Below are 16,118 nucleotides of genomic sequence, written 5' to 3' on the forward strand. Positions count from 1 at the left end.
TAGTTTCCTTAATTTAAATTGTGCGCAATCTAATTGCTGGCAATGATAGATCGATATTTGTTACAAAAGCAAGTATATTGTGCGCAATTAAATTGTGTTTAGGGTTTGCATATGTCAAACGAGCCCCTGTGCCTGGAAAACCAGGTTTGCTTTTCGCTATACAGCGCTGCCAATGCTATGGTGCGGGCCTACCGGCCTGTGCTGGATGCCCTGGATCTTACCTATCCGCAATATCTGGCCATGCTGGTGCTTTGGCAACACAAGGGCATCAGTGTCAAGGCGCTGGGTGAGCGTTTGCATCTGGACTCAGGCACCTTGACCCCCTTGCTCAAACGCCTGGAAACTAAAGGCTTGCTGTTAAGAGGCCGCAGTGAACAGGACGAGCGGGTGCGAGTATTGACGCTCACCGATGCCGGGCTGGCTTTGCAAGCGCGCGCCGCCGATGTGCCCGAGCAGATGCTGTGTCGCAGCGCCATGCCGCAGGCGGAGCTGCAACAACTGAAAAGCTTGTGTGACACCCTGTGGCAGCAATTGGAACGTTAACGGAAAGAGGCTGATGGAACAGGTCGATCTGGCAATCATAGGTGGTGGCATCTCCGGCGTGGCGGTGGCGCAGTGCGCGGCGGCGGCCGGTTATTCCGTGGTGCTATTGGAAAAGTCCACTCTGGCGGCAGGTACCTCCTCCCAGTCCAGCAAACTGATCCATGGCGGCTTACGTTATCTCGAATCCGGGCAGCTGGATCTGGTGCGTGAATCGCTGCGGGCCCGGCGCGAGTTATTGCGTCTGGCGCCAACCCTGGTCAAGGCCGTCCCTTTCTTTATCCCGGTTTATCGTGACAGTCGCCGCGGCGCCTTGACCCTCAGGGCCGGCCTCAGCCTCTACGGCTTGCTGAGCGAGTTTGACCGCCTGGGGCGTTTTCGTAGCCTGCCCGCCAGGGCTTGGGGGAGCTTTCCCGGACTCAAGCTGGCGGGAATGACCCATATGTTCCAATACTGGGATGCCCAGACGGATGATGCCTTGCTGACCAAGGCGGTGGCCGACAGCGCCAGGCTGCTCGGTGCCGATATCCGCGAGGGCGCCGAGTGTTTGACAATAGAGCATGAGCCTCAGGGATGTAAGCTGAGTTACCGGGATGCGGATGGCGACAAAATGCTGCACTGCCGTTTTCTGGTCAACGCCGCCGGCGCTTTTGTCAACAAACTGCTGGCGCGGGTGACACCGCCCATAGCCCAGACGGCAATAGACTGGGTGCAGGGGAGTCATTTGCTTCTGGATATTCCAGCGCCGCCCGGGGTGCTCTATCTGGAATCCTGCTTCGATGAGCGGGTGGTATTCGTGATGCCTTGGTACGGCAAGACGCTGATAGGCACCACGGAAACCCTCTGCCAGGGACCGGTTCCGCAGATCACCCGAGAGGAGATAGCTTATCTGCTGGGGATCTATCGGCACTATTTTGGAGGCTCTGGCAGTTTCACGGGTGCTGTCACTACAGAGGCGCTTGAAGCCAAGGTATTGGCGCATTTCAGTGGCATGCGAGTGCTGCCCAAGGGCGATGGCGATGCCTTTGGTCGGCCGCGGGAGGTACAGTTGTACCAGCGTTATTCCCATCCCAGGTTGCTGACGCTCTACGGCGGCAAGTTAACCACCTTTCGTGCTACCGCCAAAGCGGTGACGGCAGAGATAAGCAAGGTGCTTGGCAAACGCAGTCCCAAAGCGGATGTCGACAAGCTGATGCTGGGATGATTTTTAGGGTGAAACAGGCTAAAGTGTGCCGCTTTTGCCGCCGGGCTGAATTGGAAACTTGGGATATATCAGAGTGAGATGTGATTTTTTTGCGCAGGGCAAGTGCCGCTCCTGTACTCACATAGAAACGCCAATGGTGCAACAACTGGCCGCCAAGAGTGAGCAGTTGGCGCAGTTGCTCAGCCCCTTTACGCCCTTTGAACTCTTGGTCCCGGTCAGCGGGCCGTCCCTGGGTTTTCGCAACAAGGCCAAGATGGTGGCTCTCGGGGCCGCCCATCAACCCATTCTGGGGATAGTTTCCCCGAGTGGTGAGGCCGTGAGCCTGTGCGATTGTCCTCTTTATCCTGCCGATATGCAGGCCTTGCTGCATCGGCTTGAGCTGTTTGTGCGTCAGGCCGGGATCCCACCCTATCGGGTAGATAAGGCCAAGGGCGAACTCAAGTTTGTGTTGTTGACCCGCGCCGAGACAAGCGGCGACTTTATGCTCAGGTTTGTGTTGCGCTCCAGGCAATCCATCGAACGGATTGAGCGTGAACTGCCAAAGCTGCTGGCCGAGTTTCCTGCCATCAAGCTGGTATCTGTGAATCTGCAGCCGATTCATATGGCCAGGCTCGAAGGTGAACAGGAGATTTTTCTCACCGAGGCGCAGCGTCTGGAGGAGTCCTTCAATGGCGTGCCTCTCTATATCCGCCCCAAGAGCTTCTTTCAAACCAACCCACAAGTGGCGGCGGCCCTTTATCAGAGCGCCAAAGACTGGGTCAGTGAGCTGAAGCCTGAGTCGATTTGGGATCTCTTCTGTGGTGTCGGCGGTTTTGGGCTGCACTGTGCCAATAAAGACACAGAGCTTACAGGGATCGAAATCGAGGCTGAAGCCATCGCCTGCGCCAAGTTATCCGCCGAAAAGCTGGGGCTTGAGCGGGTGAACTTCAAGGCGCTGGATTCGGGCAGTTTTGCCGCGGCGCAGTCGGCAGGCCAGGTACCGGATCTTATGATAGTCAATCCGCCGAGACGCGGCATAGGCGCCGAGCTTTGCCAGGCCATTTCGACCTTTGCGCCGCCGCATCTGCTCTATTCCAGCTGTAACCCTGAATCTTTGGCCAAAGATCTGGCGGCTATCAGTGGTTATCGTGTGCGCAAGGTGCAGCTGTTCGATATGTTTCCGCACACGGATCACTATGAGGTATTGGTGCTGCTGAGTCGCGGCTAAGACAGTGGCTTCTATGCTCTTGGCCAACACAGGCTGATGGCGGCGCCGCCCAGCGATTGCGAGTGGCTCAGCTCCAGCCTGCCGCCGTGCCAGATGGCAATCTTGCGCACTATATAAAGCCCCAGGCCAAAGCCGCTGCCATCACTCTGTTTGGCATCTCTGGCAAAGGCCGCCAGTAGTTTTTTGCCTTTATCTTCAAAGCCTGGGCCATCATCCTCGACTCTGAGGCAGTTATGGTTTTCACTTTGCTCGAAACTCACCTGTATCTCTTTTTCGGCAAAACGCATGGCATTTTGGATCAGGTTCTGGCAGGCCACATTCATTGCCGTCTTATCGAATTGTGCCTGGCCCGGCACAGAGTGAAATCCTATCTGGAAGTCACGGCTATAAAGGCTGTATTTCTGCTCAAGCGCCTGAATAAAGTCAGCGATGGATTGAGGCGAATGGCATAGTTCTCCCTGTTTATGTTCCAGGCGGGCAAAAGAGAGATAGTTGGCCGCCAACTGTTCTATCTCATCTATGTCCTGGGCCAGGCGCGTTGCGTATTGAGGCTCCATCTGCTGCTTGCTCAGCTCAAGGGCAAAGCGCATCCGCGCGAGCGGAGTGCGTACTTCGTGGGAGATGGTATGGGATAACTCTTTATGCATCTGGACAAAACTCACTATCTGGTGGCTCATGCTATAAAGCGCCTGAGCCAAGGGAAAGATAGCCGAGCTTTTACGTATGGTTAGCGGTTGCAGCGAAGGCTGACGGCCAAAGCGAATGGCGCTCTGTTGCAGGGTATGGAGATCGCGAAACACAGGCCAGATAAGCAAGATGGCGACCAGGGCTAGGCTGGAATAGAAACCGAGCAAGATCAAACTGGTGACATCCTCCCTGTCTTGCTTCTCTGTTACCGGGCCAAATCTGAGTAGCTCAGTGCCTGAGCCTTGCTTGTAGTAATAGAGCTCGCCGCTGGAGTGACGCAGCGCCAAGGTCTGCCCCTCATTGAGTAGCTGTCTCAGGCTAGTGGGCAGTGCCAGACTGCCGGCGGCAAGAGTTGAGAGATGCGCGCCCTGTCCCCGGGTTTGCAATAAGTCGTCCACCGAGATCAAATAGCTGGCCTCTTCGCTGCGATATTGATCTGTCAGTTGGCCAAAGCTCCACAGCAGCAGGGAGCAGGACAGCAGCAGAAACCCAAACAGTCGGTAAAACTGAAACTTCATGCCTGAATCCTGATCATGGCTTGATTGGGCTGGTAGTTGAACAGATAGCCCTTGCCGTGCACTGTGGTGATCTGGAGGCCGCTTATCTCCAGCTCATCCAGGCGTTTGCGCAGCCTGCTGACCTTGAGATCTATGGCTCTGTCCAGGCCATCATAGGCGCGGCCGATAAACTGCTCGAATAGATACTCCCGTGACAATACCCGACCGGCGTTGATCACAAACACCCACAGGAGTTCAAACTCCTTGGTGGTAAAGGCCAATGCCGAGCCCGCCAGAAGCACCTGCTGCTGATTGGGATCAAGCTGCAGATCGTGCAGACACAAAGTTTTGCGTCCGGGCCGCTGTTGCCTGTTACGAAGTTGAGTACGTATTCGTGCCAGCAGCAAGGGGGGGACCACAGGCTTGAGCAGGTAATCACAGGCGCCCAGCTCCAACCCCAGGATCTGATCGCCTTCACTGTCGCGGGCGGTGAGGAAGATAAGCGGGCAGGGATAACAGGCCGCCAAACGGGGATAGATACCAAAGCCATCTTCACCGGGCAGCATCACATCGCAGAGGATCAGGCTGAAACTGTCACTGTCCTGACGGGCAAGCGCGGCTTCGGCATTGTCCAGATGAACCAGCTCGAAGCCTTCATTGGCCAGATAAGTGCAAATAAGTTCCGCCAGCGGCAGATCATCCTCAATCAGGAGTATTTTTTCTTTCATAGCAGATCCCAACTCAGGCCCCGCCGTCTGCGACTGACGGGCTCGTAGATAGCCACTCTGAGCAAGCGGCTGGCAACTGTGCGGTTTTGCTGATCCCTGAGCTCGATAAGCGTATCCCTGACCAGGCTTAATTGCAGCTTGTAACTGAAGTCACGGCGTTGATGAAAACAGGTCAAAGGCGCTGCGCTGTTAGCCAGCCAAAGGCACAGAGAGCGAGGCTGTTGGCTGTGAAACTCGAGTTGCAGTTGCAGCTTGCATTCCGATTCCTGATTGGTCATGGCGCAGGTATCCGGCGCCAGCCAAAGCTCTTCTCCCAAGGCGCTTGCCCAGGGACTTATCAGCATGAGTAACCACAGTAGCCATCGATTCATAGAGCCCTCAAAACCGATAACTCAAGCCGATGAAACCTGAGAGATAGCCATCCTTGTCTATCATGGGACTGTTGGTGATCCCCGAGTCAAGCCAGGTGTATTCGGTTACCATCACCAGGTTGATATCCTGCCACAGTGGCAGATTAACCAGCAGGCGGGCGTGATAGTTGATACTGGCCGAGGGGGTGTAACTCAGTCTCAGCGGTCCGCTTTCTTCCGGCGTAAGCTGATAGTAGTAACGCACCAGGGATTCACTCTTGCGAATTGCGCCTAGCTCAAATCCTAAAGCACCCCAGGAGTAGAGCAGGCTCTTTTTCAATCTGAGCTGCAGCTCATTGCCGTCATGTACTCCGGAAATGTCCTGAAACAAGCCCAGATTGATATCCGTGTAGGGCGTGACCCAAGTGACGGAAACTCCGCCCAGATAGGAGATGTGACGCTGGATTTCATCAAGGATAGGTTCGCTGTTACCGTTGGGGCGTATGACCTGTCCCTTATAGGGGGAGAAGCCTATGATGTCGCTCAAAAACAATTTGTGGAGGCCATCAAACTCGAAAAAGAATCCATCTTCATTGAGCTTGGTTTGCAGATCGAATAACCAGTTGTCCGACTCATAGAGGCTGTAGCCCAGAGTAAAGTTTTCCAGATAGAAGCGTTCTGAGTAGTAGCTCCAGGATGGCAGCAGGAAGGTTTCTATGGGCTTGGCATGCACTCTGGGATTATCCAGGCGGCCATATCCCAGGGCGAGGGCAAGTCTGAACTCATCCACAGGGACAGTTTCCGTCGCATTTTCTTCAGCTGCCGCAGTCAGGGGCAACTGAAGGCCAAGCATCAATATCGCGTACCACCATAGCTTCATAGCTTACTTCTTACTTCCTGCGAACTCTCAGTGAATCTAAACAAACACTTGTTAAAAGTCTGTAAAAATTTAACCAAGTTACAAAATGCTACATAAGTATTATGTTTTTGGTTCTTTTGCGGTGATTGTATTTGATGTCTATGTGAATATCTATGCATTAAAGATTGACGGGTGTCAAAAGTGGCGATGCGTTGTTACATGGTGGGGTTCTGGTTTTTTGATGTTATTTTTGGTGGGTTTGTGTTTGTGGCTAAACTATGGTTGAGGTTTTTTTACTGCATTGGTTATTGATTATTTTGAATAAATATTAAATGTTTGAATTATGTTTCATTGAGAGGGTGGAACCTGGCATAGAGAAAGCCGCCTGGAAACCGTGGCTGATTTCGAGCGAATACACTTGCCGGTTAGTGGGTGCAGATCTGGGTTGTAGTGAGATGATTTCCCGTCAACTTGACTCTCTTTTCCGTCTCGGAATTCACTCTTGGGAAGCGACGGACTTTGGCGGCTGTTCTTGCCTCAATAGCGGCTGTTTGACAGGCGAAGATGGACTTTCAGTCGTCTGTTCATGGGTTTTTCTTATTGTGCTCCCACAGACTAAAAGCTGTTGATAATAAGATAAGTGTCACACTTATGTCATACAATGGAGCCGAACTGAACAAGGGTAGAGTGAACACAGATGTGGCAGATTTTTGTACGTTTTTTTTCCTTGGGGTTGGTGAGTTTTGGCGGCCCGGCGGCACACATAGGTTACTTTCGCAAGACTTTCGTCGAGGAGTTGGGCTGGCTCGATGACAAAGATTACGCCTCTTTGGTGGCGTTGAGTCAGTTTCTGCCCGGCCCGGGATCCAGCCAGGTCGGCTTTGCCATAGGTTACCGCCGCGGCGCCTTGCCCGGGGCAATACTGGCCTTTATCGGCTTTACCTTGCCTTCGTTTCTACTGATGTTTCTGCTGGCGGTCAGCAGCTATCAATACCTCTCCAGTGATTTATTTCAGGGGGTTATCGCCGGACTCAAGTTATTGGCTGTGGTGGTGGTCGCCGATGCTGCCTGGGGTATGTTCAAACAGTTTTGCCGCAGCCATATCACCCAGATGTTGGCCTTGCTGAGTACTGTGATTCTGCTTTTGTGGCCGGGGAATTTGACCCAATTGCTGCTGTTGCTTGCCGGTGCCATTGTCGGTCTTTATTGGCTCAATCGTGAGGCACCAGCGCCGGCCAAGCCGGGAAGCATGCAGCTAAACTGGAGTGCTTTATTGATATTTCTGTTTTTATTGCTGCTCACAGGTCCCTTACTTGCTCACCCTTTGGCTGAACTCTTTAAGCAGTTTTATCAGACTGGCGCTATGGTATTCGGCGGCGGCCATGTGGTACTGCCCTTGCTGGAGAGTCAGTTGGCAAACAGCATAGATCATGACAGGTTCCTCACCGGCTACGCCCTGGCGCAAGCCGTTCCCGGCCCCATGTTCAGTTTGGCTGCTTATCTTGGGGCTGAACTGTGGCCGCAAAATGCCCTTATTGGCGCCTTGGTGGCAACGCTGGGCATTTTTCTGCCCGGTTTCCTGTTGTTGCTGGCGGTGATCCGCGGCTGGCAGGGAATCGCCGAACGCCCGAAAATGGCCGCCATGGTGATGGGGATCAATGCCACAGTCGTTGGTTTGTTGGCGAGTGCTCTCTATCAGCCGGTATTTACCAGTGCTGTGGCCCGCCCGGTTGATATGGCCATGGTGCTGGCGGGCTTTATGTTGCTCAAGCTGTGGCGTTTGCCCCTGGTGTTTTTGGTGCTCGGATTTGCAGCAATGGGCGCTATTTCCACTCTCTTCATGTAAAACAAATGGTTAAACTTTGATCTCAGGCATTTTTTATACGAACTTAAAGTGAACAAAGTTACTATAATTTGCAGATATTCCATTCCCGGGGGGAAACCTAAGTGTCCAGTCTGAGTTTACGAAATAAGTTACTGCTGCTTGCCCTGTTGCCATTGTTGACTGTTTCTATCGTCTTGATGCTGGCGTCCTGGACAGTAGAGTCGGATGCGCTTGAAAGCGAAATTACCAATTTCAGAGAAAAGCTGCTCAACGAGCGTCGTCAGGAGTTGGTGCATGTGACCGAAGTCGCCAAAGAGATTGTCAGCTTTCAGCGCAGTCAGGGCGGAGACTATAAGGCGGCCTTGCGGGATGTTCGCTTTGGCAGCGCAGGTTATTTCTTTGTCTATGATGGCAAAGGTAAAAACCTGTTCCATGCTCTGTTGCCCAAGCTTGAAGGTACAGATCAGATAGGGATGACAGATCCCAAGGGAACCAAGATCATAGTGGGCTTGCTGAATGCAGCCCGTAGTGGTGACGGTATTCTCACCTATTACTACCAAAAACCCGGTACCAACGAGCTGGTGGAAAAGATAGGTTATGCCGCCATGGTTCCAGGCACCGACTGGATCATAGGCACCGGCGCCTATGTGGATGATATCGAAGCCTCAGTGGCCGAATATCGGCAGACCGCATTGGAAGACATGGAAGGTAAGCTGTGGCTGACGTTGATGATAGTCATAGTCATCACTCTGGTCACCGCAACGCTCATATTGTTTGCTGCTCAGCGCACTGTGACTCCTATCCGCAACATGCTGGATAACCTCAACGATATCGCTCAGGGGGAAGGGGATTTAACCAAGCGTTTGCAGGTGCACGGTGAAGATGAGATTGCCCAGCTGGGGCAGGCATTCAACCGCTTTGTCGACAAGTTGCAACACATCATCCGCGATGTGACTACCGCTACCCACGAGGTGCAGGATGCCTCTGGTTCTATTCATGCCCAGACTCAGGCGATAGCGGCGCAGTTGGCCAACCACAACAATGAAACCGATCAGGTGGTGACTGCCATCACAGAGATGTCTTCCACTGCCCAGGAAGTGGCGATGAACACCACCCAGGTGGCGGAGGCGACCCATGTGGCGAGCGATGAAGTGGCCAAGGCTCAGGAGTGCGTCGATACTTCGTTGACCGAGATCTCGACTCTGATGGCGGAAATCAACAGCGCCGCCGACCATATTCAGTCGCTCAACGAACAGTCGCAGAAGATTAACAGCGTGCTGTCTGTCATCGGCGGCATTGCCGAGCAGACCAACCTGTTGGCACTCAATGCGGCCATTGAGGCGGCTCGTGCCGGTGAGCAGGGCCGAGGTTTTGCCGTGGTGGCCGATGAAGTGCGCAGCCTGGCGAGCCGCACTCAGGCCAGCACTTTGGAGATCAACGAGATGCTCAGCGAGCTGCATCGTCTGGTGAGCCAGGCGGTGAGTGCCATGGAAGAGAGCCAGCAAAGCTGCCATCGCAGTGTCGAATCTTCTAGGCTGATTTCCGAGAGTCTGGGAGCCGTCACCAGCTCTGTCACCTCCATCAATGATATGAGTACCCAAATCGCCACCGCCGCCACAGAGCAGAGTTCGGTGACCGAAGAGATCAACCGTAATATCTACGCCATTCAGGAGATAGTCGCCGAGCTGTTGCACTCCAGCGAAGAAGCGGCCAGAGTCAGTCAAACCGTGTCTCACAGTGGTGATAATCTGGGGCAATTGGTCAATCAGTTCCGGGTTTAATCATTCAATATGAAGAAGACAGAAACAGCGCCATTTGGCGCTGTTTCTTTATCTCGACCGTCCAGCACAAGATGCCGTACCGCTTATGATGTTTCCCAGCAACCATTCCCCGCCAATCGTGGAACCTTTCGGTTGGTCGTAAGGTAAAAAAGTAATTTGTGTAACATTTTGAATCATTTGTTTGTCAATTGTTTTATTTGTAATCATATTGATATTGCATGTTGGGGCGCGGGACTATACTCAGTAAAGAGTGTCTGACAGCTACTGGGGGGAAGTTATGTCCTTGTCTGCTCTGAGCTTGAGAAGCAAATTCTTGCTGCTGGCTTTACTACCTTTAATTCTGACTTTGATATTGGTGATGGGGTATTCCTATCGTGCCGAACATCAATCACTGGAAAATTCGATCGCTTTATTCAAACAAAAGTTGGTCGATGAACGAAAACAGCAACTCAAGGATGCGACAGGGCTGGCTTTGGAAAACATCAACTATCAACTCGGTCTGGGAGACAGAGGTGATGTCAACGCGGCGTTGCGGCAACAGAGGTTTGGCAGTGCCGGATACTTCTTCATTTATGATTTCAATGGGATCAGTGTATTTCATGCGGTTAAGCCTGAGCAGGAAGGCACAGATCAAAGCGGCATGACAGACCCCAATGGCACACAAATTGTGCGCGGTCTTATCGATGCCGCCAGAAGTGGTAAAGGCTTTATCAACTACTTCCATGCCAAACCCGGAGTGACGGGCCTGGTGGAAAAGATAGCCTATGCCATCCGGGTCCCGGGGAAAGACTGGCTGGTAGGCACAGGTGTTTATGTGGATGACATAGAGGCGGCCGTTGCCGCTTATCGACAAACCGCCACCGAGGAGATGCAGGCCAAGACCATAGGGGTGCTGTTGATGTCGCTGGTGCTGACTCTGGTTACCGTGTTTGCCATTCTCTTTACTGCTCAGCGGATGATAATCCCTATCCGCAATATGCTGGATAACCTCAACGATATCGCTCAGGGGGAAGGGGACCTGACCAAGCGCCTGCAGGTGCGCGGTGAAGATGAAATTGCCCAGTTGGGGCTGGCGTTCAATCGCTTTGTCGAAAAACTGCAGCACATCATCCGCGATGTCACCACGGCCACCCATGAAGTGCAGGATGCCGCCGGTTCCATCCATTCCCAGACCCAGGCGATAGCATCCCAATTGGTGAACCACAACAATGAAACCGATCAGGTGGTGACCGCCATTACCGAGATGTCTTCCACCGCTCAGGAAGTGGCGATGAACACCACCCAGGTAGCGGAGGCGACTCATGTTGCTACCGACGAAGTGGCCAAGGCCCAGGAGTGCGTCGATACCTCGCTGACTGAGATCTCGACCCTGATGGCGGAAATCAACAGCGCCGCCAACCATATTCAGTCGCTCAGCGAGCAATCACAGCGGATCAACAGCGTGCTGTCTGTCATCGGCGGCATCGCCGAGCAGACCAACCTGTTGGCATTGAATGCTGCCATTGAAGCGGCTCGCGCCGGTGAGCAGGGCCGAGGTTTTGCCGTGGTGGCCGATGAAGTGCGTAGTCTGGCGAGTCGTACTCAGGCCAGCACTTTGGAGATCAACGAGATGCTCAGCGAGCTGCATCGTCTGGTGAGTCAGGCGGTGAGTGCCATGGAAGAGAGTCAGCAGAGTTGCCACCGCAGTGTCGAGTCGTCAAAGCTTATCTCCGAAAGCCTGGGAGCTGTGACCAGCTCAGTCACCTCCATCAATGATATGAGTACCCAAATCGCCACCGCCGCCACAGAGCAGAGTTCGGTGACTGAGGAGATTAACCGGAATATCTACGCCATTCAGGAGATAGTTGCCGAGCTGCTGCATTCCAGCGAAGATGCGGCAAGGGTCAGTCAGACTGTGTCCCACAGTGGTGATAACCTCGGCAAGTTGGTCAATCAGTTCAGAGTCTAATCTTGCTTGAGAGCTCAGTTGCAGGAATGAGCAACTAAAGAAAAATAAAACGGCGCCAATCAGGCGCCGTTTTTTATGGAACTCAGTTTAGGTTTCGGAAGCCAAAGGCGCCTCGGCGCGCTCCGCCTTGACGGCACACACCTTGAACTCAGGAATATGGGCCACGGGATCCAGCGCATTGATAGTTAGTTTGTTGGCCGCCGCCTCCACGAAATGGAATGGCAGGAACAGCACCCCAGGCTGAGCCCGGCGGCTGACAAAGGCCTGAATGAATATCTCACCACGGCGGCTTTCCAGTTTGAGCCAGTCGCCCTTGCCGACGCCCAAACGTTCGGCATCCTCAACCGAGATCATCACTCTGGGGGAGCCGAGTTCGTCCAGCCCGGCGGTTTTACGAGTCATGGTGCCGGTGTGGAACTGCTCCAGCAGGCGTCCGGTCGACAGCATCAAGGGATAGTCATCGTCCGGCAGCTCAGCCGGTAAACGATAATTGACCGGCTGCAGTCGCCCTTTGCCGTGAGTGAAACTGTTGCGGTGCAATACCCGGGTACCCGGATGTTGCTCATCTGGGCAAGGCCACTGCAACCCGGCCGGATTATCCGTGGTTCTGTGCCAACTGATCCCGGCGTAGCTGGGGGTCAGGGCCGTGACTTCCTGCCAAATTGCCTGTTCATCGCTATAGTGCCAGTCGGCGCCCATGGCATTGGCCAGCAGCTGCAGTATCTGCCAGTCCGGACGGGCACTACCTGGCGATTGCAAGGCGACTTCCAGTCGTTGAACCCGGCGCTCGGTATTGGTGAAGTGGCCGCGCTTTTCGGCAAAGGCCGCTGCCGGCAATACCACATCGGCCATTTCGGCAGTTTCGGTGAGAAAGATATCCTGCACCACCAAAAATGGCAGCTTTTTCAGCGCCTTGAGCACATGTGCCTGGTCAGGGTCGCTCAGTACCGGGTTTTCGCCCATCACAAACAGGCTCTGCAGCCGGCCATCCAAAATCGCCTGCATCATATGAGAGGCCGGAATGCCTGTCTCAGGGCTCAGCTTGTCAGTGCCCCAGGCCCGCGCCAGTTTCAGCCGCGCAGCATCGTCATCCAGACGTTGATAGCCGCTGAAATAGTTGGGCAGGGCGCCCATATCACAGGCACCCTGGACATTGCTCTGGCCGCGCAAAGGGTTGATCCCCGCGCCGTCGAGCCCGAGGTTACCCAGCAATAGCTGCAAGTTGGCAATGGCGGTGACATTGTCATGGCCTGTGGTGTGCTGGGTGATCCCCATGGCGTAGTAAAGGGCGGTCTTTTTGGCGGTGCCCAGCATCTCGGCCATGGCCGCGATTTCGCTGCAGCTGACGCCTGTCACCCTGGCGGCCTGCTCCAGGCTGTAATCCGGCCGCAACAGCTCTTCGCGCAAGGCCTCAAAGCCTGTGGTGCGGCTGCGGATATAGGCCTTGTCATGCCAGTCGTTGAGCAGTATCTGCTGCATGATGGCGTTGAGCAGCATCACATCTGTGCCGGGGCGATGACGCACAAACAGCTCGGCACTGTCGGCTATGCTGACCCGCTTGGGATCGGCGACCAGGAGCCTTGCCTTGCCGCGGCTGACGACCGACTTGATCCTCGAGGCTATGATGGGGTGGGCGCAGTCGGTATCCGAGCCCAGGATAAAGATGAGATCTGAATCCTCTATGCCGGGAATATCATTGGTCATGGCGCCGCTGCCGAGAGCATCGTAGAGCCCGGTCACTGTGGAGGCGTGGCACAGACGGGCGCAGTGATCCACACTGTTGCTGCCAATAACGGCCCTGAACAGCTTCTGCAGCAGGAAGTTCTCTTCATTGGTGGCCTTGGCGGATGCCAGGGCGCCGAATGAACTCGGACCAAACTGTTCCAATTGTTCTTGCCAGTGGGCGGCAATATAGCTGATGGCCGTTTGCCAGCTACAGGGTTCCAATTTGCCGTTACGGCGAACCAGCGGCTGGGTAAGGCGCTCTTCACTGTTGATAAAGTCAAAGCCGAAGCGGCCCTTGACGCAGAGCATGCCCTGGTTCACAGGTGAGCGCACATCGCCCTCGGCCGCAAGGATACGATTCTGGGTGGTGTCTACCTTGAAGCGGATGCGACAACCGACGCCGCAATAGGTGCAGATGGTGCTGGTCACCTTGGTGTCTGGGGCTTGTCCTTGGGTCTTGTGGCGGGCATCGACCAGGGCGCCGGTCGGGCATACCTGCAGGCAGTTGCCGCACTGAACACAATCGCTGTCGGCCATGGAAACGCTGAAACCGGCTCTGGGCGCCCGGCGTTCGCTACTGCCTCCCGGCAGCGCCGAGAATTGGTTGGCCTCAAAGCTGATGGCCTTGTGGCCACTGCGGCGGTGGCAGATGTCAACGCAGGCACCGCAGCTGATGCAGCGGTTGGCATCGAAACGGATAAAGGGCGCACTCAAGTCTTGGGCAAAGTGTCTGGCCTGCAGTGCCGATTCGCCACTGGCATCCTGCTCTAGCAAGCCCTGGCTGCTGACCTTGTATTCACTGGCGTAGTCTCGCAGGCGACAGTCCATATTGGCCTGACAGCCACATTCGAGGCAGCGTTTGGCCTCGGCTTCGGCCATTTGCGGCGTCAGTCCCAGCTCTACTTCGGCAAAGTTACTCAGGCGCTCGGCCACAGGTAACTCCGGCATCTTGACCCTGGCACTTTTCACCTGTGAAGGGAAAAGATCTTTGGGTAAATCCTGTTGGGACTTGAGCCCTATCGCCTTGCTGGCATTGAACGCCACCGGCGTCAGTGGGCAACTGAGCCCCTGATTGAACAGGGCGTTTATGGCCTCGGCGGCGCGGCGACCATCGGCGACCGCTTCCACCGCAGTGGCGGGTCCGCGGCGCACATCTCCGATAACAAACAGTTTTTCCAGCCCAGTGCTCATGCTGATGTCGCAGCCGTTGATCGTATTCCAGCGGCTGAGCGCCGGAGAGCCTTGCAGCAGACGGTTTTCAGGCTGCTGCAGAAAGGCCAGATCCGGTGATTGGGATACGGCGGCGATCAGGGTATCAAACTCGCAGTCGAAGGTTTCGCCGCTGGGCTGAGGCCGGCGGCGGCCGGAGGCATCCGGTGCGCCCAAGGACATTTTTTCCAGCGTGACTCGTGCAAGACGGCCGTCACTGCCGGCATGGTTGGCCACAGGATTGGTCAGCAGCAGGAAGTGGATCCCTTCCTGTTCAGCTTCATGAATTTCAAAGGCTTCGGCCGGCATCTCCTCTTTGGTGCGCCGGTAGATCAGTGTCACCTCGGCGCCTAGGCGTCTGGCGCTGCGGGCGCAATCGATGGCGGTATTGCCGCCGCCGACAACGGCTACTTTCTTGCCCGTGACCAGTTGGTGGTCCATTGCCAGATCTTTAAGGTAGTCGACCCCGAGATAGCAGCCGGGCAGGTCGCTGCCGGGATAGTCCAGTGGTACGGCCTTTTGCGCGCCCATCGCCAGACAGAGGGCATGATACTCCTTGGCCAGTTTCGGCAGCAGTATTTGTTCGCCTATGGTTGTGTTGGTGTGAATGCGGATGCCGTTTCGCTCCAGCAGAGCTATCTCTCTATCGAGTATCGCCTTGGGCAGGCGATACTCGGGAATGCCGTATCTTAGCCAGCCACCGGCCTTGGGAGCGGCCTCAAAGATGTCCACGTCATGGCCCTGATTGGCGAGGAAAAACCCGGCGCTGAGCCCGGCGGGACCTGCGCCGATTATGGCCACCTTCTTGCCGCTGGGGTCGGCCTTGGGCGGCTGATAGGGCTCGGTATCGGCCAAGTCCAGATCGGCGGCGTGGCGCTTGAGCTGACGTATCGCCAGTGGCTCATCGATCAGGGCGCGGCGACAGGCGCTTTCACAAAATGCCGGGCAGACCCGACCGATAGACAGAGGCAGAGGCAGGGTCTGCTTGAGGATGCGCACTGCTTCTGTATGGTTGCCCTGACCTATGTGATACAGATAAGACTGTACATCGACGCCCGCCGGGCAGGCTTGCTGGCAGGGGGCTTCGCAATCGGCGAAGTGATCTTTCAATATCCGTTTCAGCGTCTGCTGCCTATGGCTGTGCACTGCCTGGGTATGATTCTTGAGCTGCATTCCGGCAATTGCCGGAGTCGAGCAGGCCAGCAGTGGCCTGTCTGTGTCGGCCATTATCTGGTCGAGCCGGGTCAGTTGGCACAGGTGTTCATCGGCGCCTTCTGTGGTAGCCGAACCGGGGTCTGTATGGTGACACAGACAAGGAATGTCGATGCCGGCCCGCTGGGCCGCCTGCAACAGGGTCTCGCCCTCAAAGGCGCTGACGGCCTGGCCGTCGATATAGATCTCAAACATGGGCAGCCTTGTTATTTGCTCACCTTGATGGCGGTGAAGTAGGGACTAATTAAGCTGATAACCATGCAGTATATCGATCGCGGGGTTTGCTTCATTGAGCTGGAGCAGGCTTTTGCCGGGGAATTCACAAAGCCTATCGACTCTGTGCACT

11 protein-coding genes are annotated in these 16,118 nt (G+C 55.0%); 6 read left to right on the forward strand and 5 right to left on the reverse strand.

What is annotated here, in order from left to right:
- The first annotated feature begins 111 nt into the window (after positions 1-111).
- The 3 genes from HCX89_RS14390 to rlmC all read left to right on the forward strand — a co-directional run bounded on the left by HCX89_RS14390 (position 112) and on the right by rlmC (position 2,951).
- Positions 112-543 (forward strand): MarR family winged helix-turn-helix transcriptional regulator, encoded by a 432-nt coding sequence (locus HCX89_RS14390; protein ID WP_101058621.1) that lies wholly within the window; start codon positions 112-114, stop codon positions 541-543.
- Positions 544-556: 13 nt separating this feature from the next.
- The gene (locus HCX89_RS14395; RefSeq protein ID WP_167716516.1) at positions 557-1,744 is read left to right on the forward strand and encodes an FAD-dependent oxidoreductase; all 1,188 of its coding nucleotides are present in this window, start codon (positions 557-559) and stop codon (positions 1,742-1,744) included.
- A gap of 73 nt (positions 1,745-1,817) precedes the next feature.
- Positions 1,818-2,951, forward strand: a complete 1,134-nt coding sequence (rlmC, locus tag HCX89_RS14400; RefSeq protein ID WP_096140973.1) for a 23S rRNA (uracil(747)-C(5))-methyltransferase RlmC — start codon at positions 1,818-1,820, stop codon at positions 2,949-2,951.
- Between the two features lie 11 nt (positions 2,952-2,962).
- Here the strand turns inward: rlmC and HCX89_RS14405 are convergent, their stop codons facing one another.
- The 4 genes from HCX89_RS14405 to HCX89_RS14420 are packed head-to-tail and all read right to left on the reverse strand — an operon-like array spanning position 2,963 to position 6,093.
- Positions 2,963-4,156, reverse strand: coding sequence for an ATP-binding protein (locus tag HCX89_RS14405; protein WP_096140972.1), 1,194 nt, complete (start codon positions 4,154-4,156; stop codon positions 2,963-2,965).
- A complete protein-coding gene (locus HCX89_RS14410) occupies positions 4,153-4,863 on the reverse strand; it encodes a response regulator transcription factor (RefSeq protein WP_107005068.1) in 711 nt (236 codons plus the stop codon). Before HCX89_RS14410 ends, HCX89_RS14405 begins: the two co-directional genes overlap by 4 nt.
- Complete coding sequence (locus HCX89_RS14415; protein WP_037436155.1) at positions 4,860-5,234, reverse strand: DUF3019 domain-containing protein; 375 nt, start codon at positions 5,232-5,234, stop codon at positions 4,860-4,862. The genes HCX89_RS14410 and HCX89_RS14415 overlap by 4 nt, the downstream gene beginning before the upstream one ends.
- 7 nt (positions 5,235-5,241) lie before the next feature.
- The gene (locus HCX89_RS14420) at positions 5,242-6,093 is read right to left on the reverse strand and encodes a MipA/OmpV family protein (protein ID WP_167716518.1); all 852 of its coding nucleotides are present in this window, start codon (positions 6,091-6,093) and stop codon (positions 5,242-5,244) included.
- A 676-nt stretch (positions 6,094-6,769) separates the two neighbouring features.
- On the opposite strand from HCX89_RS14420, the gene chrA reads away from it, so the two are divergent.
- From chrA to HCX89_RS14435, 3 genes are all read left to right on the forward strand, one after another.
- Complete coding sequence (chrA, locus tag HCX89_RS14425; protein WP_144133310.1) at positions 6,770-7,918, forward strand: chromate efflux transporter; 1,149 nt, start codon at positions 6,770-6,772, stop codon at positions 7,916-7,918.
- 101 nt (positions 7,919-8,019) lie between these two features.
- Positions 8,020-9,678 (forward strand): methyl-accepting chemotaxis protein, encoded by a 1,659-nt coding sequence (locus HCX89_RS14430; protein ID WP_028779443.1) that lies wholly within the window; start codon positions 8,020-8,022, stop codon positions 9,676-9,678.
- 283 nt (positions 9,679-9,961) lie between these two features.
- The gene (locus HCX89_RS14435; RefSeq protein ID WP_044735949.1) at positions 9,962-11,626 is read left to right on the forward strand and encodes a methyl-accepting chemotaxis protein; all 1,665 of its coding nucleotides are present in this window, start codon (positions 9,962-9,964) and stop codon (positions 11,624-11,626) included.
- Between the two features lie 87 nt (positions 11,627-11,713).
- On the opposite strand, the gene fdhF is transcribed toward HCX89_RS14435, so the two are convergent.
- Complete coding sequence (gene fdhF / locus HCX89_RS14440; RefSeq protein ID WP_167716519.1) at positions 11,714-15,967, reverse strand: formate dehydrogenase subunit alpha; 4,254 nt, start codon at positions 15,965-15,967, stop codon at positions 11,714-11,716.
- Positions 15,968-16,118: the final 151 nt, after the last annotated feature.

The organism is Shewanella sp. Iso12, assembly GCF_012030025.1.
GTDB lineage: Bacteria > Pseudomonadota > Gammaproteobacteria > Enterobacterales > Shewanellaceae > Shewanella > Shewanella algae.